Origin of the sequence: Streptomyces sp. 184 (assembly GCF_045781775.1) — a bacterium.
Taxonomy (GTDB): Bacteria; Actinomycetota; Actinomycetes; order Streptomycetales; family Streptomycetaceae; genus Streptomyces.
This window is the reverse complement of the sequence record NZ_CP123230.1, coordinates 1,845,227-1,867,267: the sequence shown is the minus strand read 5'-3', so window position 1 is coordinate 1,867,267 and position 22,041 is coordinate 1,845,227. Positions and strand designations below refer to the sequence as shown.

Here is a 22,041-nt window from a genome sequence, read left to right as displayed (position 1 = left end):
TTACCCTGGTGTCGGAGACACTCGATAGGGGAAACTCCAGGACACCCACACCGACGATCACGAAGGAGCAGCGTCCCGCAATGGGCGAACCTCCCAGTACCAGCCGTGCCACAGCCCACCGGAGAACGACTGACGGGGCGGGGGTGGCACGGTGACCGAGATCCTCCTGCTGCTCGCCGCCCTGGCGCTGACCCTGGCCTGCGCGATCTTCGTCGCGGCCGAGTTCTCCCTGACCACCGTCGAGCGCGGCGATCTGGAGCGCGCCGCCGCCGCCGGTGAGCGGGGCGCCGAAGGCGCCCTCAGGGCCGTCCGCCGGCTCACCTTCCAGCTCTCCGGCGCCCAGCTCGGCATCACCGTGACCTCGCTGGTCATCGGCATGCTGGCCGAGCCCTCGCTGGCCACGCTGCTGCGCGGCCCGCTGCGGGCCCTCGGCCTGGGCGGCGCGGCCTCGCCGGTCGCGACGCTGCTGGGGGTGGCGCTGTCCACGGTGGTGCTGATGGTGATCGGCGAGCTGGTACCGAAGAACTGGGCGATCGCCCGGCCGCTGGCCGTGGCGAAGACCGTGGCCGGCCCGCAGCGCGGCTTCACCACCGCCTTCGGCCCGTTCATCCGCCATCTGAACAGCACGGCGAACCGCGTCGTGCGCCGCGTCGGCCTGGAGCCCGCCGAGGAGCTGGCCTCCGCCCGTACGCCCGACGAGCTGGTCTCGCTGGCCCGGCACTCCGCCGCGGGCGGCGCGCTGGAGGCGGACTCCGCCGAGCTGTTCGTCCGCACCCTGCACCTGCACGAGCTGACCGCCGAGAACGTCATGACGCCCCGCGTCGACGTCAAGGCGCTGGAGTCCGGCGCCACCGCCGCCGACGCCGCGAACCTCGCCCACGCCACCGGCCTGTCCCGCTTCCCCGTCTACGCCCACAGCCTGGACGAGGTCGTCGGCACGGTGCACATCCGCGACGTGCTCGCGCTGGAGCCCTCCATGCGGGCCGCGACGGCGGTCACCGAGCTGGCCACCGAGCCGCTGCTGGTGCCCGAGACGCTGCCCGCCGACCGGCTGCTGGAGCGGCTGCGGGAGCGGCGCACGATGGCCGTGGTCATCGACGAGTACGGCGGCACCGCCGGCGTGGCCACGATGGAGGACATCGTGGAGGAGGTCGTCGGCGAGGTACGCGACGAGCACGACCCGGTGGAGCTGCCCGACCTCCAGCCGGCGGGCGTCGGCGCGGACGGCCGGCCCACCTGGGACGCCGACGGCAGCGTCCGCCTGGACCAGCTCGCAGAGATGGGCCTGGAAGCCCCGGAGGGGCCGTACGAGACGGTCGCCGGGCTGATCGCCACGCTGCTGGCCCGCATCCCCGCCAAGGGCGACGCGGTGCACCTCGGCGGCTGGCGGCTGGACGTCCTGGCCGTCGAGCACCACCGCGCGGACCGGGTGCGCATCACCGCCCCCGCCGGCAACGCGGCCGGTGCCGCGCCGCCGCGCCGGGCCGCCGCGCCCGACCAGCGCCGGCCCGCCCAGGAGGTGCGCCGGTGACCGCGCTGCAACTGTGGATCGGCGCCCTGACGCTGGTCACCAACGCCTTCTTCGTCGGCGCGGAGTTCGCGATGATCTCCGTACGGCGCAGCCAGATCGAGCCGCAGGCCCGCCGCGGGCACAAGCGCGCCCGCATCACGCTCTACGGCCTGGAGCACCTCTCCGCGATGATGGCCACGGCCCAGCTCGGCATCACCGTCTCCTCGCTGGTGCTGGGCGCGGTCGCCGAGCCGGCCATCGCACACCTGCTGGAGCCCGGCTTCGAGGCGGCGAACGTGCCGTCGGCCGCCGTGCACCCGATCGCGTTCGTGATCGCGCTGACGGTGGCGACGTACCTGCACATGCTGATCGGCGAGATGATCCCGAAGAACATCGCCCTGGCCGCGCCGGTGCCCACCGTGCTGCTGCTGGGCCCGCCGCTGGTCGCGGTGACCCGCGCGCTGCGCCCGGTGGTCTTCGGGATCAACGCTTTCGCCAACGTGCTGCTGAAGCTGCTGCGGGTGGAGCCGAAGGACGAGGTGGCCGCGGTCTTCACCGACGACCAGCTCGCCCGGATGGTCACCGACGCCAGCCAGGCCGGGCTGCTCCAGCCGGCCGACGGCGAGCGGCTGCGGGACGCGCTGGAGCTGGGCACCCGGCCGGTCGGCGAGATCCTGGTGCCCGCGGGCACCATGACCACCGTCGAGGACACCGTCACCCCGGCCAGGCTGGAGCGGCTGGCCGCCGACGCGGGCTTCTCCCGCTTCCCGGTCACCGACCGGGGCGGGGCGCTCCTGGGCTACCTGCACATCAAGGACACCCTCGGCGTGACGGAGCGGGAGGCGCCGTTCCCGCGGTCGGCGCTGCACCCGATGACCCGCGTGGCCATCGACACCCCGCTCGACGACACGCTCACCGCGCTGCGCGCCGCCGGCAGCCACCTGGCCGCCGTCACCGGCGACCAGGGGCGGGTGCTGGGCTTCGTCACCATGGAGGACGTCCTGTCCGAGCTGGTGGGCCCGGCGCCGAGCGCGGCCTGAGCCCGCCGCCCGCCGGCCCGGTGACGGGCCCGGGCCGGCGGGCGGCGGCGCCGCGGGGGAAAACCCCTCGTGCCCGGGGACCGGCCGCGGTACGGTCGCGCTCTCGGCAACGGCGGGAGGCGGTCATGCGCGGTCGGTCCCCCGGCGTGCCCGCGGACGCCCCCGGCGGCGTACCCCGCGACCCGGCCCCCGCCCCCGGTCTGGAGCTGGTCTGCGACGAGTCCGGGTACGAGGGCGAGAACCTGGTCGGCGGCATCACCGACGTCTTCGCCCACGCCGGGGTGGTGATCCCGGTCGCGGACGCTGCCGATTGCATCCGCGAGCTGCGCGGGCGCATCCGCTCCCCCGCCACCGTGTACAAGGCGAACCACCTCCAGCGCGAGAAGCACCGCGGCACGCTGCTGTGGTTCCTCGGCCCCGACGGGCCCCTCCCCGGCCGGGCCCGGGTGCACCTGACCGAGAAGGCGTTCTTCGCCGTCGCGCGCGTCGTGGACCTGCTGGTGGCCGGGACCGACCCGGCGGACGCCGCGGCGATGCTGCGCGGCGCGCACCCGCGCGGCCCGGCGGGCGTGCTCTACCGCGAGGGCCCGGCCGGCTACGGCCGCGAGCGCTGGCAGGCGTTCCTCGCCTCGTTCAACGAGCTGATGTGGATCAACACCCGCCGCGGCGCGGAGACCTCGGCCGACGGCTTCTTCCTGCTGGCCGACGCGCTGCACCGCGAGGGGGCGCCGGGCGAGGCCGGGCGGATGCTGGGGCTCGTACGGCAGGCGCGACCGCGGGCCGAGGCGCTGCGCGCCGCGCTCCTCGCGGACCCGCGGACGGTGCCGGCGCTGGACTCGCTGCTGCCGGCGCTGGCCGCGGGCGTCGGGTACTGGGGTCGGGACGGGGCGGCGGTGACCGTCGTGCACGACCGGCAGACGGCGCTGACCGAGGAGCGGGTGGCGCGGCTGTACGAGGTGTGCCGGCCGCCCCGCGCGCACCTGCGCGCGCTGCGCTTCGTGGACGCGGAGACCGACCCTCGGGCGCAGCTCGCCGACTTCCTCGCCGGGATCGCGCGCAAGCGGGCCTCCGACGCGCTGGCCGGTCTCGCCGACCCCGAACTCGACGAGCTGCTGCGCCCGTACGTCGCCCCGGACTCGGCGTGGGGCGACGAGCGGAGCTGGGCGCTGCTCGACCCGGGGCCCGCCCGGCAGGCGGGGCTCACCTCGGCATGACGGCCGGGCGCCGCCGCCGCGGCGCCCGGGCGTTCGGGGCCGCGCTCAGCGCGGTGTGGCCGCCAGCCGTACGGCCAGGCCCGCGAAGACGGTGCCGCTGAAGATGTTGAGCCCGCGCGCCAGCCGCCGGCTGCGGCGCAGCGCCTTCGACAGCCGGCCGGAGAGCAGGCCGACCGAGCCGTCGACGCAGAAGCCGACCACGACGCCGGTGATGCCGAGGAGCAGGAGCTGAAGCGGCAGATGGCCGCGGCCCGGGTCCACGAACTGCGGCAGGAAGGCGATGTTGAACATGATGACCTTGGGGTTCAGCAGGTTGGTGATCATTCCCTGCCAGAACGCGCGGCGCGGGCGCGGGCCGGTGCGCCGGCCGTCGGCGTCGGCCGCCGCGTCGTCCTCGTCGCCGGGCACGGAGCGGTCTCGGAAGGCGCGGATCGCGAGGTAGAGAAGGTAGGCGGCGCCGAGCCAGCGGAGCACGTGGTAGAGCACCGGCAGCGCGCCGAAGAGCGCGGAGAGCCCGAGGGCGGCGGCGCAGGCGTGCACGAGCATGCCGCAGGCCACGCCCGCGGCAGCCATGACGCCCATGCCGGAGCCGCCGCGGCCGCCCATGGCCACGATGAACATCATGTCGGGGCCCGGGGTGATGGAGAGCACGAAGATCGCCACGACGAAGGCGGCGAGGAGGGACATGTCGACCATGGCGGCGATACTCGCACCGCTCCCCGCGCCGGGCGACCGCATTTCGTCTGCCGGGATGCGGCTCCGCCGGGCCGTCGCCCACCGCTCGCCGGAGGCCGCGGGCCCCTCCGTATGGCACCGGCATATGCCATCCCGGGCCCCGTACGACCGCCGAACGCTCGCTGAACGCCCGCCTCCGCGGGGTAGCTTCGCCCCCCGTGCCACAGCCGTCTAGTGTGGTCTGCCACGACCACCCCGGACCCCGGTGGGCCGTCGCCGGAGCACGAGCGAACCGCCCATCGCTGGAGCATGTCCCGCTACGCGCCCACGCCCGAACGGGAACCACTCCCGAGTTCAGTCCTCGTACCCGGATGCGGGCAGCGGGTCGCGCGTGACCTCCGGCGGCACGTCCGGCCGCACATCCGGCCGGCACAGCAGCCGTGAATTGAGGTGACGACCCCATGCCCGAGGAGTCGCGAGAGGAAGGTCTGGCCGCCGCGTTCGTCGACCTGGCCGACACCCTCGTCAGCGATTTCGACGTCGAGCAGCACGCGCGCAGGCTAGCGCTGCACTGCGCCGAGCTGGTCGACGTCCGCGCCGCGGGGGTCGTCCTTGCCGCCGACGACGGGGCCGCGCTGACGGCCTCGGCCTCCGACGAGCGCACGCACGCCCTGGAGTCGGCGGGCGTGGAGTGGGGCGAGGGCCCCGCCGTCGACTGCTGCCGCACCGCGAGACCGGTGCCGGCCACCCCGCTCGCGCACGCACGGGCGCGCGCCGACTGGCCCCGCTTCACGGGCCGGGCGCTGGAGCTGGGGTTCGCCCTGGTCGCCTCGGCGCCGCTGCGGATGCGGGGCACGACGGTCGGCGCCCTCACGCTGTTCCGGGACGGGCCGGGCACCCTGCACGCGGCGCAACTGCGCCTGGGCCAGGCGCTCGCCGACGTCGCCGCGATCGGCATCCTCCAGCAGCGCGCCCTCGCGGAACAGGCGTCTATCGCCGCGCAGTTGCAGAACGCGCTCAACTCGCGCGTCGTCATCGAACAGGCCAAGGGCGCGCTCGCCCAGCGCCGCGGCATCGCCGTGGACGAGGCGTTCCGCCTGCTGCGCGGGCACGCCCGCAACACCCGCCGGCCGCTGGCCGACGTGGCCCGCGAGGTCGTCGAGGACGGGCTCGACCCGGCGGCGGTGCAGGAAGGCTGAATCCGGTCGGCCCGTCAGGACAGCGCGAACGTCGGGGGCACGCTGGGCAGTTCCATCGCGGCATCCAGGAACCGGTCCTCGCGCGGCGGCAGGAACTGGAGCGTGCTCGCGTGGGCCGGGCCGTCCGCCGTCATCGCCCACATGCACAGCATCGCCGCCGGCCGCCCCGCCGGGCCGGGCGCGGCTTCCAGCACCGCATACCGCACGGGCGCCCCCGGTGGCGCCGTGACCAGCACGAAGTGCGCCTCGGGCGGGGCCAGGGCGGGCGGCAGCGTGACGAGGACGGAGTCGTGGCGGACGAGCCGGCCCGCCGGCCGCTCCCCCGCCGACACCTCCGCGGCGGGCAGCCCCGCCCCGGCCCGCCGCCACAGCGCCCGCAACTCGGCGTCGAGCGAGCCGTCGAGCGCGGCGGCGAGCAGGCGCTCCGGGGCGGTCAGGGCGAGGTCGCGGAGCACGGCGTGGGCGAAGGCGTAGTGCTGTCGTCGGGCATCCGTATCATTCATACATCAGTTCTATACGAGCCCACTGACAACGCCCCCGCGCCCGGCGGCCGTTCGCCCGGGGCCGCCTTCCGGCGGGCCGCCCCGGGCCGCCGTACGGCTCAGGGCAGGGTGAGCCCGTACGCGTGGAGCGCGGGCACGACCGGCTGGTAGAACGTCGCCCCGCCGGAGCTGCACGAGCCGCCGGACACGACCAGCCCGAGCGCCGTCCCGCCGGAGTACGCGGGTCCGGCACCGTCGCCCGGCTCGACGCAGACGTTGGAGCGGAACAGGCCGGAGACCGTGCCCTCGGGGTAGCCGACGGTGTCGTTGATCGAGACGACCGTGCCACAGTGCACGCCGGTGGTCCGGCCGGCGTGGCACACCCGCTGCCCGACCGAGGGCGAGGCGGCGCCGGTGATGTCGATCACCCCGCCGGGTCCGCCCGACAGTTGGCTGGGGTAGGTGAAGTCGGGGTTCGTGTAGTGGATCACGGCGTAGTCGCTGCCGGGGAAGTTCACGCCGTCGGTCCGGCCGATCTCCACCGTCCTGGCGGCGTCGGCGTACCAGACGGCGCCGGCGTCGCGGACGCAGTGGCCCTGCATGAGGGCGTAACGCTCCCCGCTGCGGCCCGCGTTGAAGCCGACGGGGCAGGACGGTCCGGTGCTGCTGTAGAGCATGTCGCCGCCGCGGACGGCCTGGTCCTGCGCCCCGGCGGCGGGCGGGGCGAGGGCGGTGAGCACGGCGAGGAGCAGGGCGGCCAGGACGGCCGTCACCGGGAAGAGCTTCGAGGGGGCGGGGTGGGGGGTGAGCGGAGCGCGTAAGTTCACGGATCCTCCCGTCGTGGGGTCGGCGTCCGCATTGTCGCGCAGGGCCGACTGCCCCGTACAGAAGAGCCGTTCGGCCCTATGGGGCACGTGCCGCCCTGGGCATGCTGGTTACGCCTCGGCGACCCGTGGCGTGGGGGGTGAGAGCCGGTGCGGCGCGCAAGCCCGTGACGCACCGGCTCGCCTTCGTCCGCCCCGCACGACCGCCCACCGCGTGCCCGGCCGCCTTGTGCCCGCCGCTACCGCTCGGACGGGCCCGCGCTCCCCTGCCGCCAGTGCGGCTCCACCCGCGCCCAGTCGCGCTCCCACTCCTGGGCCCGCCTGCGGTCCAGCCGTACGCGCACCACGGTCCTGCACCCGAACGCCAGGCACCCCACCACCCCCGCCGCCCCGCCGGCCGCCACGGCGCTCTGCACGCCGGTGTCGACCGCGGGCGGCGGCGGCTCCACCGCGTGCCGGCCCGTCGCGTCCGTCCAGATCTCCGCCTTCGAGCCCTTCAGCAGCCCGGCGGACACCCGGGCCCGGCCGGTGTGCGCCAGCCCGTCGACGTCCCGCCAGCGCACCTTGGCGACCACCTCGCCGCCGGACCACACGTCGCCCCGCAGCACCGTCAGCGGCGGTGCGTCCCTGAGCAGCACGGCCGTAGTCCGCTGCCGCTCCGCGCCGCGGCCGCTCAACTCCCCGTGTACGGCTGACGCCCCGGCCCAGGCCGCGGCCGTGCCGCCGACGGCGAACACCGCGACGGCGCCGAACGCCGCCCAGCCCTCCAGCACGTCCGTACGCCGCCTGAAGGGGTTGCGCCGGCTCCACACCCTGCGCACCGGGCGGCACGCCTCGCGTCCCATGCCCGCGCCCGCGGCCATCGGCACCCCCATCCGCTTCCCTGACGCCCGAGTAGAGGCTCTCCCAGCTCTCCTGTCGACTGTCGCACTTCGGTACGCGTTCCGGCGACAACCGAGCGGACGCGGTCACCCGGGTCGTAGCATCCGGGTGCCCTGAACGGGCCGGTCATGGGTCCGTTCGGCCCTACCCCCGCGCACGGCGGCCGAGGACGATCGAGCCAGCCGCGCAGGAGCTGAAAGGTGCCCGACGTGACAGTGGAAAGGCAATTCTCGGCGGCCCGCCCCATCAGGGTCTTCCTCGTCGACGACCACGAAGTGGTCCGTCGCGGTCTGCGCGATCTGCTGGAGGCCGAGCCCGGCATCGAAGTGGCGGGCGAGGCGGGCACGTTCGCACAGGCGCTCGCCCGCGGGCCCGCCCTGCGGCCCGACGTCGCCGTGCTGGACGTGCGGCTGCCGGACGGCGACGGGATCGGGGTCTGCCGCGAGCTGCGCTCGCGGATGCCCGGGCTGGCGTGCCTGATGCTGACGTCGTTCGACGACGACGACGCGCTGCTGGACGCGATCATGGCGGGCGCCTCGGGGTACGTGCTCAAGCAGATCAAGGGCGGCGACCTGGTCTCGGCGGTACGCACGGTGGCCTCCGGGCAGTCCATGCTCGACCCCGCCACCACCGCCCGGCTGATGACGAACCTGCGCCGCGACGACGTGCCTTCGGCGCCGGAGAACGAGGTGCTGGCCGCGCTGTCGCCGCGCGAACTCGACGTGCTGGAGCTGATCGGCGAGGGCCTGACCAACCGCCAGATAGGCCAGCGGCTCTACCTGTCGGAGAAGACGGTGAAGAACCACATCTCCCGGCTGCTCGCCAAGCTGGGCGTGGAGCGCCGGATACAGGCGGCGGTGCTCGCCAGCAAGGCCCACCGCCCCCCGGGCGCGTGACGCCCGCCTTACGCCCCTTCCGCGGGCGGCCGTGCACCGCGCCGGTCACGCCCGGCCCCGGTCCGGCCCGCTCCCGTCCGGCCCGCTCCCGTCCGTGCCGTCCGGCGCGTCCGCCCGCCCGTCCGCCTGCTCCGCCGGGCCGCCCCGGTCAGGTGCCGCCCGGTGCTCCAGCGGCACCCGCCACACCAGGCGCGTACCACCGCCTGCCGGCGGGTCGAGGGTCAGCTCGCCGCCCAGCTCCCTGGCCCGCTCCGCGATGTTCGCCAGCCCGCTGCGCCGCCCGCCCTCCGGCAGGCCGCGCCCGTTGTCCGTCACCGTCAGCGCGACCAGGCCCTGTCCGGCGATCACCGTGATGTCGACCGACGACGCGCCCGCGTGCCGGGCGGCGTTGGACAGCGCCTCGCCGAGCACGGCCACGAGGTGGTCGGCCACCGGCGCGGGCACGTCGGTGTCGAGCAGGCCCTCGGTGCGCAGCACCGGCGTGAACCCGAGGGTGGCGACGGAGTCCTTGGCCTGGCTGAGCACGCGCAGCCGCAGCCCCTGGGCGGTCGGCCCGGCCTCGTGCCGGCGCAGGCCGAAAATCGTGGTTCGGATGATCTTGATCGTCTCGTCCAGGTCGTCCACGGCCCGCAGCAGCCGCTCCGTGCCCTCCTCGTGGGTCACGAAGCGCACCGCGCTCTGGAGCGTCATGCCGGTGGCGAAGAGCCGCTGGATGGCCAGGTCGTGGAGGTCCCGGGCGATGCGGTCGCGGTCCTCGAAGAGCGCCAACTGCTCGGCGTCCCGGCGCCGCTGGGCCAGCTCCATGGCCACCGCCGCCTGCCCGGCGAAGCCGACGAGCGCGTCGGTCTCCTCCGGGCCGAAGCGCTCGCCGCCCACCGCCCGGCCGACGAGGAGCACGCCGCGCAGCCCGTCGCTGGTGCCCAGCGGCACGGCGACCGCGGGGCCGATGCCGTTGACCGGCAGCGCGCTGTCGCGGACCCGCGGGTCCTTGGTCACGTCGTCGCTGATCGCCAGCTCCACCCGGGTGAACGCGGCGCCGGACAGCGTGCCCTTCATGGGCAGCGTGCGCCCTTCGAGCTGCTCGGCCGCGGAGCCCTGGGCGAGCGCGATACGCAGCTCGTCGGCGCCCTCGGCGGGCAGCGAGACGGTGCCGAGGTCGGCCTTGAGGATGCTGCGGGCCCGGTCCAGCATCAGGCCCAGCACCTCTTCCTCCTGGGCGCCGGAGAGCAGGGTGTTGGTCACCTCGCCGCTGGCCTCGATCCAGCGCTGCCGGCGCCGGGCCTCCTCGTACAGCCGCGCGTTCTCGATGGCCACGCCCGCGGCCACGGCGAGCGTCGACAGGACCACCTCGTCCTCGCTGTCGAACTCCTTGGCGCCGCGCTTCTCGGTCAGGTAGAGGTTGCCGAAGACCTCGTCGCGGACCCGGATGGGCACGCCGAGGAAGGAGTGCATCGGCGGGTGGTTGACGGGGAAGCCGTACGAGGACGGGTGGTCCTGCAACTCCTGGATGCGCAGCGCCTCCGGGTGCCGGATCAGCTCGCCGAGCAGGCCGTGCCCCTGCGGCAGCGGGCCGATCTCCTCGTACTCCTCGACCGAGATCCCCACGGGGATGAACTGCGCCAGCCGCTCGCCGGGCTCGATGACGCCGAGGGCGCCGTACTCGGCGTCGACGAGCACCACCGCGGCCTCCACGATCCGCCGCAGGACCTGGCGCAGGTCCAGCTCCCTGCCGACGGTGAGCACGGCCTCCAGGAGGCTGTGCACCCGATCGCGGGTGCCGCGCACCTCGTCGATGCGCAATTGCAGCTCGTCGAGGAGCTGATCGAGCTGGAGGCGGGGCAGTTGCCCGCCTTCGTGTCCGCTTGTCGCCATCGCATCCCCCCACAGGACCCCGGGTGGTCAGCCAGCACCTCCCTGCACCACGGTAGCCAGGTCGTCACGCTCCGGGAGCCGTTCCCGGTCACCCGAATGCACGATGCGGCGAGGGCCTGCGGAAAGCCTCACGCAGTGTGGATGCCGTGGGCGTCGAGCGGGGTGCGTGAGGGGCGCGCGGAAGGGAGCGGCGCGCGCGGGCGTACGCCGTACGGCGACGGGGATCCGCCCGAGGAGGTCTCGGGCCACCGGGGCCGGAGCGGCAGGGCCCCGCTCGGCGGGCGGGCTGTCGGTGCCCGGCCTTACGGTGGACTCATGGAAGACGACGAGACCCTGGCGGTGCACGCCGCCGCGCTCGACCTGTTCGCCGGGTACGTCCACCGCGTGGGCCCCGACCAGTGGGCGGCGTCCACGCCGTGTGCGCAGTGGAGCGTGCGGGATCTCGTCAACCACATGACCGTGGAGCAGTTGTGGGTGCCGCCGCTGCTCGGCGGTGACCGGGTCGCGGACGTGGGGAACGAGTTCGACGGCGACCAGCTAGGCGACGATCCGGCCGCCGCCTGGGACGCCGCCGCCGCCGACGCCCGGGCCGCCTTCGCGGAGCCGGTCGCCCTGGCCCGTACGGTGCACCTGAGCTACGGGGACAGCCCCGCCGAGTCCTACTGCGCCGAGATGGCCGTGGATGCCGTCGTGCACTCCTGGGACCTGGCCCGGGGCATCGGCGCGGACGACGTACTGCCCGCGGAGCTGGCGGAGTTCGCGCTCCAGACGCTGGAGCCGCAGGCGCCTATGCTGGCGGGCAGCGGACTCTTCGCCGACCCCGTGCAGGTGCCGCCGGACGCGGACGCGCAGACGCGGCTGCTGGGTCTGACCGGCCGCCGCGCCTGAGCCGCGGGACGCCCTTCGGGGTCTACGTGCCCGCGCGCTGCGGGGCCGTGAGTACCGTGCCCTGCGCCACCGCGCACAGCTCCGCGGCGCCGCCGCTCTCCCCGTCCGCGCCGGCCGTCCCGCCGACCACGTAGACGTCGCAGCGGCAGACGGCCTGGCGCCGGCCCGCGTGCACCACGTACGCCTCGGCCCGCAGCGTGCCGTCCCGCGCCGGGCGCAGGTACTGCACGGAGAAGCCGCCGGTGATGATCGCCGGGCCGAGGACCGTGCCGGCGGCGAACGTCAGCGCGTTGTCGGCGGCGTAGGCGAGCAGCCCGCCGTGCGCGTAGCCGTACTGCTGGCGCAGGTCGTCGCGGATGTCCACCTCCAGCGTCGCGGCGCCGTCCGCGAAGGCGGTGATCCGGGCGCCGAGCAGCCGGCTGAACGCCTGCTCGTCGAGCACCTTCTGGGCGAAGTCGATCCCGAGGTCGGTCATGTGACCCCACGGTAACGGCTGTTGAGCTGCGCTCCTACCCTCGGTCGGGCACCCGCAGCTCGACCCAGGTGCACTTGCCGCGCGGCAGCAGGTCCACGCCCCAGCGGTCGGCGACCTGGTCGATGAGGAACAGCCCGCGCCCGCTGGTGTCCATGTCCCGTACGGGCATCAGGCACGGCAGCGCGCGCGAGGGGTCGCGCACCTCGATGCGGATCCGGCCGCGCCGCCGCGACATGCGCAGCCCGAACGTGCGCGCCCCGGTGTGCCGTACGGCGTTGCCGACCAGCTCGGAGACGAGCAGCACGGCGTGCTCGGCGAACCGCGGCGACATCCCCCAGTGCTGGACGACGACCTCCTCGGCGAGCCGGCGGGCGGTCCCGGCCGACTCGGGGCGCGAGGGCAGCCGCACCTCGCCGACGGCCGGGTTGCCCCACAGCTCCATCGGGCCGGGCGCCGCGCTCTCCGCGGCGTCGTCCGCGGAGGCGGCGGTGGGGAAGCGCCGGTAGGCGGGCGACGGCAGCGGGCGCAGCAGGGCCCTGCGCGGCCGGCGTACGGCGAGGGCAGCCGGGGGTGCCGGCTGTTCCCGGTGGAGTTGCTGGATGTCCTCAAGGCCCGCCATGGCCTCATGATGGCGCGGGCGGGCGGCTTTGGGAGCATTTCCGCGCCAACAAGTCCTGCCGGGGCCTACATTCCGTGAGCGGCCCCGGGCATATGCCAGGGGGTCGCCGCCGCGGCCACACCCCGCTGAACTGCGCAAACGCCCCGCCGATCGGCGTCCACACGACCTCAAAACGCCCGAATCACTTAAGTCTTGCTTAAGGCGGCCACTACCCCCGGGCGGGGGTAGTGGTCACGGAGTGTCGCCGGGGGCCGGGGCGGCGGAGCCGCCCGTACGGCCGCCGGACGGGCTCAGCGGAACTCCGCCTTCCCCGGGCCCTTCTCCACGAAGCTGCGCATCCCGGTCTCCCGGTCCTCGGTGGCGAACAGCCCCGCGAACCAGCTCCGCTCCAGCGCGAGCCCCGTCTCCAGGTCCGTCTCCAGCCCGTGGTCCACGGTCTCCTTCGCCGCCCGCAGCGCGATCGCCGGGCCCTTGGCGAGCCGCGCGGCCCAGTCGTGCGCCTGCGCGTACACCTCCGCGTCCGGCACCACCCGGTCCACGAGGCCGAGCGCCAGCGCCTCGCCGGCCTTCACCATCCGGCCCGTGAAGATCAGGTCCTTGGCCTTCGCGGGCCCGACCAGCCGGGCGAGCCGCTGGGTGCCGCCCGCGCCCGGGATCAGCCCGAGCAGGATCTCCGGCTGCCCCAGCTTCGCGCTCTCGCCGGCGATCCGGATGTCGGCGCAGAGCGCCAGCTCGCAGCCGCCGCCCAGGGCGTAGCCGTTGACCGCGGCGACGACGGGCTTGGGCACCCGCGCCAGCGCCGTGAAGGACTCCTGGAGAGCGCGGCTCCGCGCGACCATGGCCGCGTGGTCCATGGCCTGCATCTCCTTGATGTCGGCGCCGGCGGCGAAGACCTTCTCGCCGCCCCACACCACCAGGGCGCGCACGTCGTCGCGTCCGGCCGCCTCTTCGGCGAGTTCGCGGATGCGGTCCTGGACGGCGATGTCCAGGGCGTTCATGGGCGGGCGGTCCAGGCGCAGCGTACCGACGCCCTCGGCGACCTCCAGATATGCAGTCATGCCACCACACGTTAGCGCTCATTAACGCCGCGGGGCCCGGTGCGCTTGCTCACACACCGGGCCCCGCGGGACGCCGTCGCTGCCGGCCGGCCGCCCGTCCCCGGCGGCACCGGCACGTGCGGCTACTGCGGTGCGGTCCACTCGTCCCAGGACATGTTCCAGCCGTTGAGGCCGTTGTCCGGGGCGATGACCTCGTCCTTGGCGTTCTTCACCTCGACCACGTCCCCGATCAGGGAATTGCGGAAGAACCAGGAGCCGGGCGTCGACTTGTCGCCGCCGCCGCGGGCGTCGTACAGGCCGATGCAACCGTGGCTGGCGTTGGCCGAGCCGAAAGTGGCCTGGCCGGACCAGTAGTTGCCGTGGATGAACGTGCCGGAGGTGGACAGGCGCTGCGCGTGCGGTACGTCCTTGATGTCGTACTCGCCGCCGAAGCCGACGGTCTCGCCGTCCATCCTGGTGACCTCGAACTGCTCGGTGATCACCATCTTGCCGTTCCAGGTCGGCGTGGACGGCGCCCCCGTGGTCACCGGGATCGTCTTGATGACGCTGCCGTCGCGCTCGACCTTCATCTTCTTGCTGTCGGCGTCGACCGTGCTCACCTGGCGGCGGCCGATCTCGAAGCTGACGTCCTTGTGCTGCTGGCCGTAGACGCCGTCCGCGCCCTCGACGCCGTCGAGACGCAGGCTGAGCGTCACGTCGGTGCCGGGCTCCCAGTACTCCTCGGGGCGGAAGTCCAGGCGCTGGTCGCCGAACCAGTGGCCGTCGATCTCCACGTCGGGGTCGGCGGTGACCTCGATGGCCTCCTCGACCTCCTTCGTGTTCGCGATCGGCTGGTCGAAGTTGATCGACACCGGCATGCCGACGCCGACGGTGCTGCCGTCCTCGGGCGTGAAGTGGCCGATGAAGGAGTTCTCCGGCGAGACGGTGGTGAACGAGGCGTCCTTGACGGCCTCCAGTCCATCGGCGTCCTGCGCGACGGCGTGCACCTTGTACTTGGTCTGCGTACGCAGGTGGCCGGCCGGCTTCCACACGGCGCCGCTCTTGGAGATCTCACCCTTGACGTCGGCGCCCTTGTCGTCCGACACCTTCACGGAGACGAGCTTGCCCTTGGCCGCTGTCACCTTCAGCTCGCCCTGGGTGCCGACCGCGTCGGCGCCGTCCTTGGGCGCGATCTCGACGACCGCCTGCGAGACCTTCTGCTCGTCGCCGCCCGAGCCGGCCGAACCCCCCGAACCGCCCTTGCCCCCGTCGCCGTCCGAGCCGTCGGATCCACCGCACGCCGTGACCACGACGAGCACGGCACCGGTCAGCAGCGCCGCCAGGCTGTGCCGGGTACGTCCCCTTCGTATCCGCTCCACCTTCAACGCCGTATTCTCCCCTCGGCCACACCGAGCCAGACTTCCCCCGCGCGTGGTCCATACGCGCCTTTGCGTTCAAGGTATCCCCAGCCACCGGCATGTAACGCCACGCGATTGTCACCGTTCGGTCCCAACTGGTACGGCCGCCGCAGGCGCTTGCGGCGCGATAATCCGGTGGCGTCCCGGGGCCCGCCGAGTGACACTGCAACCCGATGACCTCCTCTTCCGCCCCGCCCACGCCCCCGTCCCCCGGCCGGCCGTCCCCGGCGCGGCGCACCCGCCCGCCGGCGCTGCCGGAACCGCCGCGCCGGCCCCTGCGCAGCCGCGAGTTCGGCCTCTTCTTCACCGCCCGCGGCATCGCCCGGCTCGGCGACATGATGGCGCCCGTCGCGCTCGCCGCCGGGCTGATCATGCACGGGTACGGCGCCGGGGCGGTCGGTCTGGCGATGGCGTCGATGACGGCGTGCTTCGCCGGGTTCGTCATCTTCGGCGGGGTGTTCGCGGACCGGTTCAACGCCCGCGCCGTGATGATCGGCGCCGACCTCGCCCGGGTCGGCACGCAGCTCGCGATGGCGGTGCTCTTCTTCTCCGGCGACGTCGTGCTCTGGCAGGTCTGCGTGCTCTCCGCGCTGCACGGCACCGCCGGCGCGATGTTCCAGCCGGGCGTCGCCGGTGTGATCCCGCGGATCGCGGACGACGTGCAGGGCGCCAACGCCTCGATCCGCACGGCCGAGTCGGCGATGACGCTCGCCGGCCCCGCGGCGGCGGGCGCGCTGGTCGGCCTCACCTCGCCCGGCGGCGTCTACGCCGTGCACGCCGGGACGTACGCGGTGAGCGCGCTGTGCCTGGTGCTGCTGCGGCTGCCGCCGCGGCCGGCGGACGACGCCCCGCCCGGGCCGGCGGGGAAGGGCGGGCGCGGGCGCACGTTCGGGGCCGATCTGGCGGAGGGCTGGCGCGAGTTCTCGTCCCGCACCTGGATGTGGGCGGTCATCGCGGTGTGGATGGTCTTCATGGTCGGCTCCTGGGGCCCGACGGTGCCGCTGGTGGCGGCGGAGGTCGTCAAGGAGTACGGGGCCGGGGCGTACGGCGTCGTCAACTCGGTGATGGGCGCCGGGATGGTCGTCGGCGGGCTGGTGGCGATGCGGCTGCGCCCGGCCCGCCCGCTGCGCGCGGGTGCGGTGGCGCTGCTCGGCTTCGGCGCGCAGCCGGCGGCGGTGGGGCTGGAGTTGCCGGTGCCGGCGATCGCCGGGTCGATGGCGGTGTCCGGGGCGGCGATGGCGTTCTGGAGCGTGATGTGGGCGACGAGCGTCCAGACGCAGGTGCCGCCCGCGGCGCTGAGCCGGGTGCACTCGTACGAGATCGCCGGCTCGATCGCCATGCTGCCCGTCGGCAACGCGCTCGCCGGGCCGGCGGCGGGGGCGTTCGGCGTGCACGAGGTGCTGGTGTTCAACGGCGCGCTGGCGCTGCTGTCGGCGGGCGCCCTGCTGTCCGTACCGGCGATACGCAACCTGCGCAGGGCGGACGGCTTCCGAAAAGATCCCCTCGAAGCGTCGGCCCTGCGGACGGACACCCCCGCGACCGGCAGGTCAGGAGAAGGGAAAACGGGGTGAGGGCTTAGCCTGCCCTTACGTAGGCTCGGGGGCGATGCCTGCCGCCGACATACGCACCGAAGAGCCCGATCCCGCCGACTCCCCGACCGCCGCCGACACCGGCCCCGGCCTCGAAGGACCGCCGACGGACGGCGCCTCGGACCGCTCCGCGGTCCGCTCGCTGCTGCGCCTGTGGCCGTACGTCCGCCCGGTGCGGGTACGGCTCTTCTCCGCGGCCGGCGTCGCGATCGTCGCGTCCTGTATCGGGCTGGTCATCCCGCTGGTGCTCAAGTGGCTCGTGGACGGCCCGGTGGCCGACCGCGACCCGGCGGGCGTGTGGCTCGGCGGGCTGCTGATCCTCGCCCTCGGCATCGCGGAGGCGGCGCTGTTCGGCTTCCGCCGCTGGCTGGTGGCGCGCCCGCTGGCGGGGGTGGAGGCGGCGATGCGGGCGAGCCTGTACCGGCGGCTCCAGCGGCTGCCGGTGGCCTTCCACGACCGCTGGGCCTCGGGCCAGTTGCTCTCCCGCGGTACGACGGACCTCCAGCTCATCCGGATGTTCCTGGCCTTCCCGCTGACGTTCCTGGTCGTCAACGGCACGACGATCGCGGTCGGCTGCGCGGTCCTGCTCGCCCAGGAGTGGACCCTCGGCCTGGTGCTGCTGGCGCCGGTGATCCCGCTGGTGGCGCTCTGCTCGGCGTTCGAGCGGCGCTTCTTCGGCGCCGCGCGGCGGGCGCAGGACCAGGTCGGCGACCTGACGACGGTGGTCGAGGAGGCGGTGCTCGGCATCCGCATCGTCAAGGGCTTCGGCCGGCACCGCAGCCAGGCGCAGGCGTTCCGCCGGCTGACGCACCAACTGCGCGGCACCGAGCTGCACAAGGCGCGGCTGCTGGCCGGGATCTGGGCGCTGATCATGACGCTGCCGGAGCTGGCGATCGGCGCGGCGCTGGTGCTCGGCACGGTGCAGGTCGCGGACGGGGACCTGTCGGCGGGCACGCTGGTGGCGTTCCTGTCCACGGCGATGGCGCTGCGCTGGCCGGTGGAGTCGATCGGGTTCCTGCTGGCGATGTGCAACGAGGCGGCGACCGCGGCCGACCGCTACTTCGAGGTGATGGACGAGCCGGCGGCCGACGCCGCGGACCGCAAGGCCGCCGCTGCCGGGCCCGGCGCCCCCGTACCGGCGCAGCGCAACGGGTCCGCGCAGGCTCCGCAGTCCCCGCCCGCCGCCGACGGCATCCGCTTCGCCGGCGTCGTCTTCCGCCACCCCGACGCCGGCCCGGACACCGCGCCCGTACTCGACGGCGTCGACCTGCACGTGCGCTCCGGCGAGACGCTCGCCCTCGTCGGCGCCACCGGCAGCGGCAAGACGACGCTGACCGCGCTCGTCCCGCGGCTGTACGAGCCGACCGCCGGCCGCATCAGCCTCGACGGCCGCGACATCACCGGCCTGCCCCGCGACGAGCTGCGCGAGCTGGTGGCCGTGGCGTTCGAGGAGCCGACGCTCTTCTCCGCCACCGCCGGGGAGAACGTGCTGATGGGCTCGTACGAGGCCGAGGAGCACGACCTGCTGCGGGCGCTGGACATCGCGCAGGCCGACTTCGTGCACCAACTGCCCGACGGCCACCGCACGGAGGTCGGCGAGCAGGGCCTCAGCCTCTCCGGCGGCCAGCGCCAGCGCCTCGCGCTGGCGCGGGCGATCGTGGGCCGGCCGCGCTTCCTCGTGCTCGACGACCCGCTGTCGGCGCTCGACGTGCACACCGAGGCGCTGGTCGAGGCCGCGCTGCGGCGGGTGCTGGCGACGACCACGGCGCTGGTGGTGGCGCACCGCCCCTCGACGGTGCTGCTCGCCGACCGGGTGGCGCTGCTGTCCGGCGGCCGGGTCGCGGCGGTGGGCACGCACGACGAACTGCTGCACGGCAGCGCGGAGTACCGCGCGCTGATGGCGGGCGTGACGGAGGAGAAGACCGGCAACGCGGACACGGGCACGGACGCGGGCGCGAGCGCGCACGGCGACGAGGGGGAGCAGCGATGACGGCGACGGTCACCGAGAAACCCGGCGGCGAGGAGCCGGACGACGACCGCCCGCGCCCGCGGACCGACCCCTTCGACCAGGACCTGCTGCCCGCGCCCGAGGGCGCGTCCCGCACGCTGCTGGGCTCGCTGCTCGCCCCGCACCGCCGCCGGGTCGCCGCCGCGACCGCGCTGATCCTGCTCCAGCAGGCCGCCGTCCAGGCGGGCCCGCTGCTCGTCGCGTACGCCATCGACCACGCGGTGCCCGCGCTGCGGCGCGACGACCACGGCCCGCTGATCGCCGTCGCCCTCGCCTACGGGGTCTGCGCGGTGGCCTCCGGGCTGCTCCAGTACACGTTCGTGCGGGCCGCCGCGCGCATCAACCAGGACGTGCTGCTGGATCTGCGCGGCCGCATCTTCCGCCACGCGCAGGTCCTCGACGTCGACTTCCACGACCGCTACACCTCCGGCCGGCTCATCTCACGCTCCACCAGCGACGTGGAGTCGCTGCGCGAGCTGCTGAGCGAAGGGCTCCAGGAGCTGATAGTCGTCGTGCTCCAGGTCGTCTACATCTCCGCGCTGCTGCTCTGGCTGGACCTGGGGCTGGGCGGGGCGGCGCTGCTGTCGTTCGTGCCGCTGTACGCGCTGATCCGCAACTTCCAGCGGCGTTCGATCAAGATCTACACGAAGCGGTCGACGGCGATCGCCCAGGTGATCGTGAAGTTCGTCGAGACGATGAACGGCATCCGGCCCGTACAGGCGTTCCGCCGTGAACGCGCGAACGACAAGGACTTCGACCGGCTCAACGGGTACCACGAGCGGGTCAACGGCGACTCCATACTGGAGATGGCCCGCTACGTCATCTGCTCCCGGCTGACCGCGAACTTCGCGGTGGCGGCGATCGTGCTGTGGGGCGCGTACCGGGTGGCCGAGGGCGAGCTGGCGCTCGGTGTGCTGGCCGCGGCGGTGCTCTATCTGCGACGCCTCTACGACCCGATCGACCGGCTCGGGATGTTCCTCAACTCCTACCAGTCGGCGGCGGCGTCGCTGACGAAGATCGCCGGGCTGCTGGCGCAGCGGCCGGGGGTGGCGGAGCCCGCGGAGCCGCGCCCGCTGCCGGCGCGCGAGGAGGGGCTGCCGGGCCGGGAGGTGCGCTTCGAGGCCGTCGGGTTCTCGTACCGTACGGGCGGCGAGGTGCTGCCCCGCTTCGACCTGACGGTGCCGGCCGGGCAGACCGTCGCGGTCGTCGGCTCGACGGGGGCGGGGAAGTCGACGCTGGCCAAGCTGCTGGCGCGGTTCTACGACCCGAGCGCGGGGCGGGTGCTGCTCGACGGGGTGGACCTGCGCCACGTCGCCAACGCGGAGCTGAGGCGCGGGGTGGTGATGGTCACGCAGGAGGCGTTCCTGTTCTCGGGCACGGTCGCGGAGAACATCGCGATCGGCCGCCCGGACGCGAGCCGCGAGGAGATCGAGGCGGCGGCGAAGGCGCTGGGCGCCCACGAGTTCATCACGGCGCTCCCGGACGGCTACGACACCGACGTACGCAAGCGCGGCGGCCGCATCTCGGCGGGCCAGCGCCAGCTCGTGGCGTTCGCCCGCGCGCTGCTCGCGGACCCGGCGGTGGTGATCCTCGACGAGGCGACGTCGTCGCTGGACATCCCGGGCGAGCAGGCGGTGCAGCAGGCGATGCACACGGTCCTGCGGGGCCGTACGGCGGTGGTCATCGCCCACCGCCTGTCTACGGTGGAGATCGCGGACCGCGTCCTGGTGATGTCCCGGGGCCGCATCGTCGAGGACGGCCCGCCGGCCACCCTGATAGCCGACCGGGGCCGCTTCGCGGCCCTCCACCAGGCGTGGCAGGACAGCACCCTCTGACCTCCGGCCCGGACGGCGGGTCTCCCGGACGACCCGCGGCCACAGGGCGCGCAGCCAGGCGCCGAGTGCGGCGAAGTCCGCGTCGGTGAGACCCCGCCCGGGGTCGACGCGGTGCAGGAGGGCACGCTCCGGGTGGTGGGCGGCCACCCAGTCGCGATCGGCGTCGGCGATCTCGTCGTCGACCCAGACGAACGGCCGCCCGGCCGCCCGGGCCGCCGTTCGGCGGGGGCCGTGGGGCCGGAGGGGGCAACGGGGGCGTTGGGGTGATCGGTTCGGGGGGCGGGTCGGTGGGGATGATCAGATGGGTGCACAGCGTGTCTACTTTGGCACTCTCCGTGACCGAAATGCTAGTCTTCGTTTCGGCTTTCACACCATGAAAGTTGACGATTTCCTCTCCGGTAACCGCAGCTCAGCGCACGCGTCACTGGACTGGACCATAAAGGGTGGCGGTCCCCCCTTCTCAGGCAGGCGTTCCTATGCGTCACTCTTGTCGTGTTCGCATCAGAACACCGGTCTGTCCGTACAGCATCACTCAGCACCGCCTCTCCCCACCCCCACAGAGCACATGAGTGCCAGGAGGCCGCGATGCACTTGCACAGATCACTGACCCACCGCCTCTTCCCGCGCCGCACCGGCCGCACCCGCGCCGGCGCCGCCGTCGTCCTCGGCGCATCCCTCGCCCTGGTCGCAGGGCTCACCGCACCGTCCGCCGCGTCCGCGCCGGCGGACGGCGCCGACACGAAGAAGAAGAACCCCGTACCGCTGGGCCACGCCTACATGGGCATGGGAGTCGACGCGGACCAGTCGTCCCCCGACGTCAGTCCCATGGACCACACCGGCGGCGTGCAGGGGATCGACATCTCGCACTGGCAGGGCAGCATCAACTGGACGTCGGTGCGCAACGCCGGCATCCAGTTCGCCTGGATGAAGGCGACCGAGGGGACCACCTACAAGGACCCGTCGTTCAACACCAACTACCCGGCCGCCTACCGCGCCGGCGTCATCCGCGGCGCGTACCACTTCGCCCGGCCGAACTCCTCCAGCGGCGCGGCCCAGGCCAACTTCTTCGCCTCCAACGGCGGTGCCTGGTCACGTGACAACCTGACGCTTCCCGGCGTGCTGGACATCGAGAACAACCCGTCGGGCGCCGCCTGCTACGGGCTCTCCCAGACCGCGATGCGCAACTGGATCCTCGACTTCTACAACACGTACAAGGCGCGGACCAGCCGTGACGTCGTCATCTACACCAGCCCGAGCTGGTGGAACAGTTGCACCGGAGGCTGGAACGGCATGTCCTCGCGCAGCCCGCTGTGGGTCGCGCACTGGACCTCCGCGCACACCCCGTCGCTCCCGGGCGGCTTCCCCTTCTACACGGTGTGGCAGTACACGAGCACCGGGCGGGTCGCCGGCATCTCCGGCAACGTCGACCGCGACAAGTTCAACGGCACCCGCGCCCGGCTCCTGGCGCTGGCGAACAACACCCCCTGACCGCGGGGCGGCATGCGACGAAGGGGCCGGCCGGGCTACGGCCGGCCCCTTCCGCACGGGCCCGTACGCCGAGGGGTCACAAAAGATGAA

Annotated in this window: 19 protein-coding genes; 10 read left to right on the top strand and 9 right to left on the bottom strand. The window is 74.1% G+C overall.

Annotation, left to right across the window (positions count from 1 at the left end; genetic code table 11):
- Positions 1 to 151 precede the first annotated feature (151 nt).
- The 3 genes from QBL21_RS08135 to QBL21_RS08125 all read left to right on the top strand — a co-directional run bounded on the left by QBL21_RS08135 (position 152) and on the right by QBL21_RS08125 (position 3,764).
- Positions 152 to 1,531, top strand: coding sequence for a hemolysin family protein (locus QBL21_RS08135; protein ID WP_407561331.1), 1,380 nt, complete (start codon positions 152 to 154; stop codon positions 1,529 to 1,531).
- Positions 1,528 to 2,550 carry a hemolysin family protein gene (locus QBL21_RS08130; RefSeq protein ID WP_407561330.1) on the top strand — a complete coding sequence of 341 codons (1,023 nt, stop codon included), beginning with the start codon at positions 1,528 to 1,530 and terminating at the stop codon, positions 2,548 to 2,550. The genes QBL21_RS08135 and QBL21_RS08130 overlap by 4 nt, the downstream gene beginning before the upstream one ends.
- A gap of 125 nt (positions 2,551 to 2,675) precedes the next feature.
- The gene (locus tag QBL21_RS08125; protein ID WP_407561329.1) at positions 2,676 to 3,764 is read left to right on the top strand and encodes a hypothetical protein; all 1,089 of its coding nucleotides are present in this window, start codon (positions 2,676 to 2,678) and stop codon (positions 3,762 to 3,764) included.
- Between the two features lie 45 nt (positions 3,765 to 3,809).
- Here the strand turns inward: QBL21_RS08125 and QBL21_RS08120 are convergent, their stop codons facing one another.
- The gene (locus QBL21_RS08120) at positions 3,810 to 4,460 is read right to left on the bottom strand and encodes a LysE family translocator (RefSeq protein ID WP_407561328.1); all 651 of its coding nucleotides are present in this window, start codon (positions 4,458 to 4,460) and stop codon (positions 3,810 to 3,812) included.
- Between the two features lie 440 nt (positions 4,461 to 4,900).
- Here QBL21_RS08120 and QBL21_RS08115 point away from each other — a divergent pair, with 440 nt between their 5' ends.
- Entirely contained in the window at positions 4,901 to 5,638 is a 738-nt protein-coding gene (locus tag QBL21_RS08115; RefSeq protein WP_407561327.1) for an ANTAR domain-containing protein, read from the top strand.
- Between the two features lie 14 nt (positions 5,639 to 5,652).
- Here QBL21_RS08115 and QBL21_RS08110 read toward each other — a convergent pair whose 3' ends face one another.
- The 3 genes from QBL21_RS08110 to QBL21_RS08100 all read right to left on the bottom strand — a co-directional run bounded on the left by QBL21_RS08110 (position 5,653) and on the right by QBL21_RS08100 (position 7,819).
- Positions 5,653 to 6,141: a hypothetical protein gene (locus QBL21_RS08110; RefSeq protein WP_407561325.1), complete on the bottom strand. Its 489-nt coding sequence runs from the start codon at positions 6,139 to 6,141 to the stop codon at positions 5,653 to 5,655.
- A gap of 98 nt (positions 6,142 to 6,239) precedes the next feature.
- Positions 6,240 to 6,947, bottom strand: coding sequence for a S1 family peptidase (locus tag QBL21_RS08105; RefSeq protein ID WP_407561324.1), 708 nt, complete (start codon positions 6,945 to 6,947; stop codon positions 6,240 to 6,242).
- A gap of 236 nt (positions 6,948 to 7,183) precedes the next feature.
- The gene (locus tag QBL21_RS08100; protein WP_407561322.1) at positions 7,184 to 7,819 is read right to left on the bottom strand and encodes a hypothetical protein; all 636 of its coding nucleotides are present in this window, start codon (positions 7,817 to 7,819) and stop codon (positions 7,184 to 7,186) included.
- 207 nt (positions 7,820 to 8,026) lie between these two features.
- Between QBL21_RS08100 and QBL21_RS08095 the strand changes: the two genes are divergently transcribed.
- The gene (locus tag QBL21_RS08095) at positions 8,027 to 8,722 is read left to right on the top strand and encodes a response regulator (RefSeq protein WP_407561321.1); all 696 of its coding nucleotides are present in this window, start codon (positions 8,027 to 8,029) and stop codon (positions 8,720 to 8,722) included.
- 45 nt (positions 8,723 to 8,767) lie between these two features.
- Here the strand turns inward: QBL21_RS08095 and QBL21_RS08090 are convergent, their stop codons facing one another.
- A complete protein-coding gene (locus tag QBL21_RS08090) occupies positions 8,768 to 10,594 on the bottom strand; it encodes a GAF domain-containing protein (protein ID WP_407561320.1) in 1,827 nt (608 codons plus the stop codon).
- 315 nt (positions 10,595 to 10,909) lie between these two features.
- On the opposite strand from QBL21_RS08090, the gene QBL21_RS08085 reads away from it, so the two are divergent.
- On the top strand, positions 10,910 to 11,482 hold the full coding sequence (locus QBL21_RS08085) for a TIGR03086 family metal-binding protein (RefSeq protein WP_407561319.1): 573 nt from the start codon (positions 10,910 to 10,912) through the stop codon (positions 11,480 to 11,482).
- Positions 11,483 to 11,504: 22 nt separating this feature from the next.
- Here QBL21_RS08085 and QBL21_RS08080 read toward each other — a convergent pair whose 3' ends face one another.
- From QBL21_RS08080 to QBL21_RS08065, 4 genes are all read right to left on the bottom strand, one after another.
- Positions 11,505 to 11,957, bottom strand: a complete 453-nt coding sequence (locus QBL21_RS08080) for a PaaI family thioesterase (RefSeq protein ID WP_407561318.1) — start codon at positions 11,955 to 11,957, stop codon at positions 11,505 to 11,507.
- A gap of 34 nt (positions 11,958 to 11,991) precedes the next feature.
- Entirely contained in the window at positions 11,992 to 12,576 is a 585-nt protein-coding gene (locus QBL21_RS08075; protein ID WP_407561317.1) for an ATP-binding protein, read from the bottom strand.
- 290 nt (positions 12,577 to 12,866) lie between these two features.
- Positions 12,867 to 13,634, bottom strand: coding sequence for an enoyl-CoA hydratase/isomerase family protein (locus tag QBL21_RS08070; protein ID WP_407561316.1), 768 nt, complete (start codon positions 13,632 to 13,634; stop codon positions 12,867 to 12,869).
- A gap of 122 nt (positions 13,635 to 13,756) precedes the next feature.
- Positions 13,757 to 14,998: an Ig-like domain-containing protein gene (locus QBL21_RS08065; RefSeq protein ID WP_407561315.1), complete on the bottom strand. Its 1,242-nt coding sequence runs from the start codon at positions 14,996 to 14,998 to the stop codon at positions 13,757 to 13,759.
- Between the two features lie 308 nt (positions 14,999 to 15,306).
- On the opposite strand from QBL21_RS08065, the gene QBL21_RS08060 reads away from it, so the two are divergent.
- The 4 genes from QBL21_RS08060 (at position 15,307) to QBL21_RS08045 (ending at position 21,951) form a co-directional block, all read left to right on the top strand.
- Positions 15,307 to 16,602: an MFS transporter gene (locus QBL21_RS08060; RefSeq protein WP_407566345.1), complete on the top strand. Its 1,296-nt coding sequence runs from the start codon at positions 15,307 to 15,309 to the stop codon at positions 16,600 to 16,602.
- A gap of 34 nt (positions 16,603 to 16,636) precedes the next feature.
- Entirely contained in the window at positions 16,637 to 18,610 is a 1,974-nt protein-coding gene (locus tag QBL21_RS08055; RefSeq protein WP_407561314.1) for an ABC transporter ATP-binding protein, read from the top strand.
- Positions 18,607 to 20,463 (top strand): ABC transporter ATP-binding protein, encoded by a 1,857-nt coding sequence (locus QBL21_RS08050; RefSeq protein WP_407561313.1) that lies wholly within the window; start codon positions 18,607 to 18,609, stop codon positions 20,461 to 20,463. Before QBL21_RS08055 ends, QBL21_RS08050 begins: the two co-directional genes overlap by 4 nt.
- 585 nt (positions 20,464 to 21,048) lie before the next feature.
- Positions 21,049 to 21,951, top strand: coding sequence for a lysozyme (locus QBL21_RS08045; protein ID WP_407561312.1), 903 nt, complete (start codon positions 21,049 to 21,051; stop codon positions 21,949 to 21,951).
- The last annotated feature ends 90 nt before the right edge of the window (positions 21,952 to 22,041 follow it).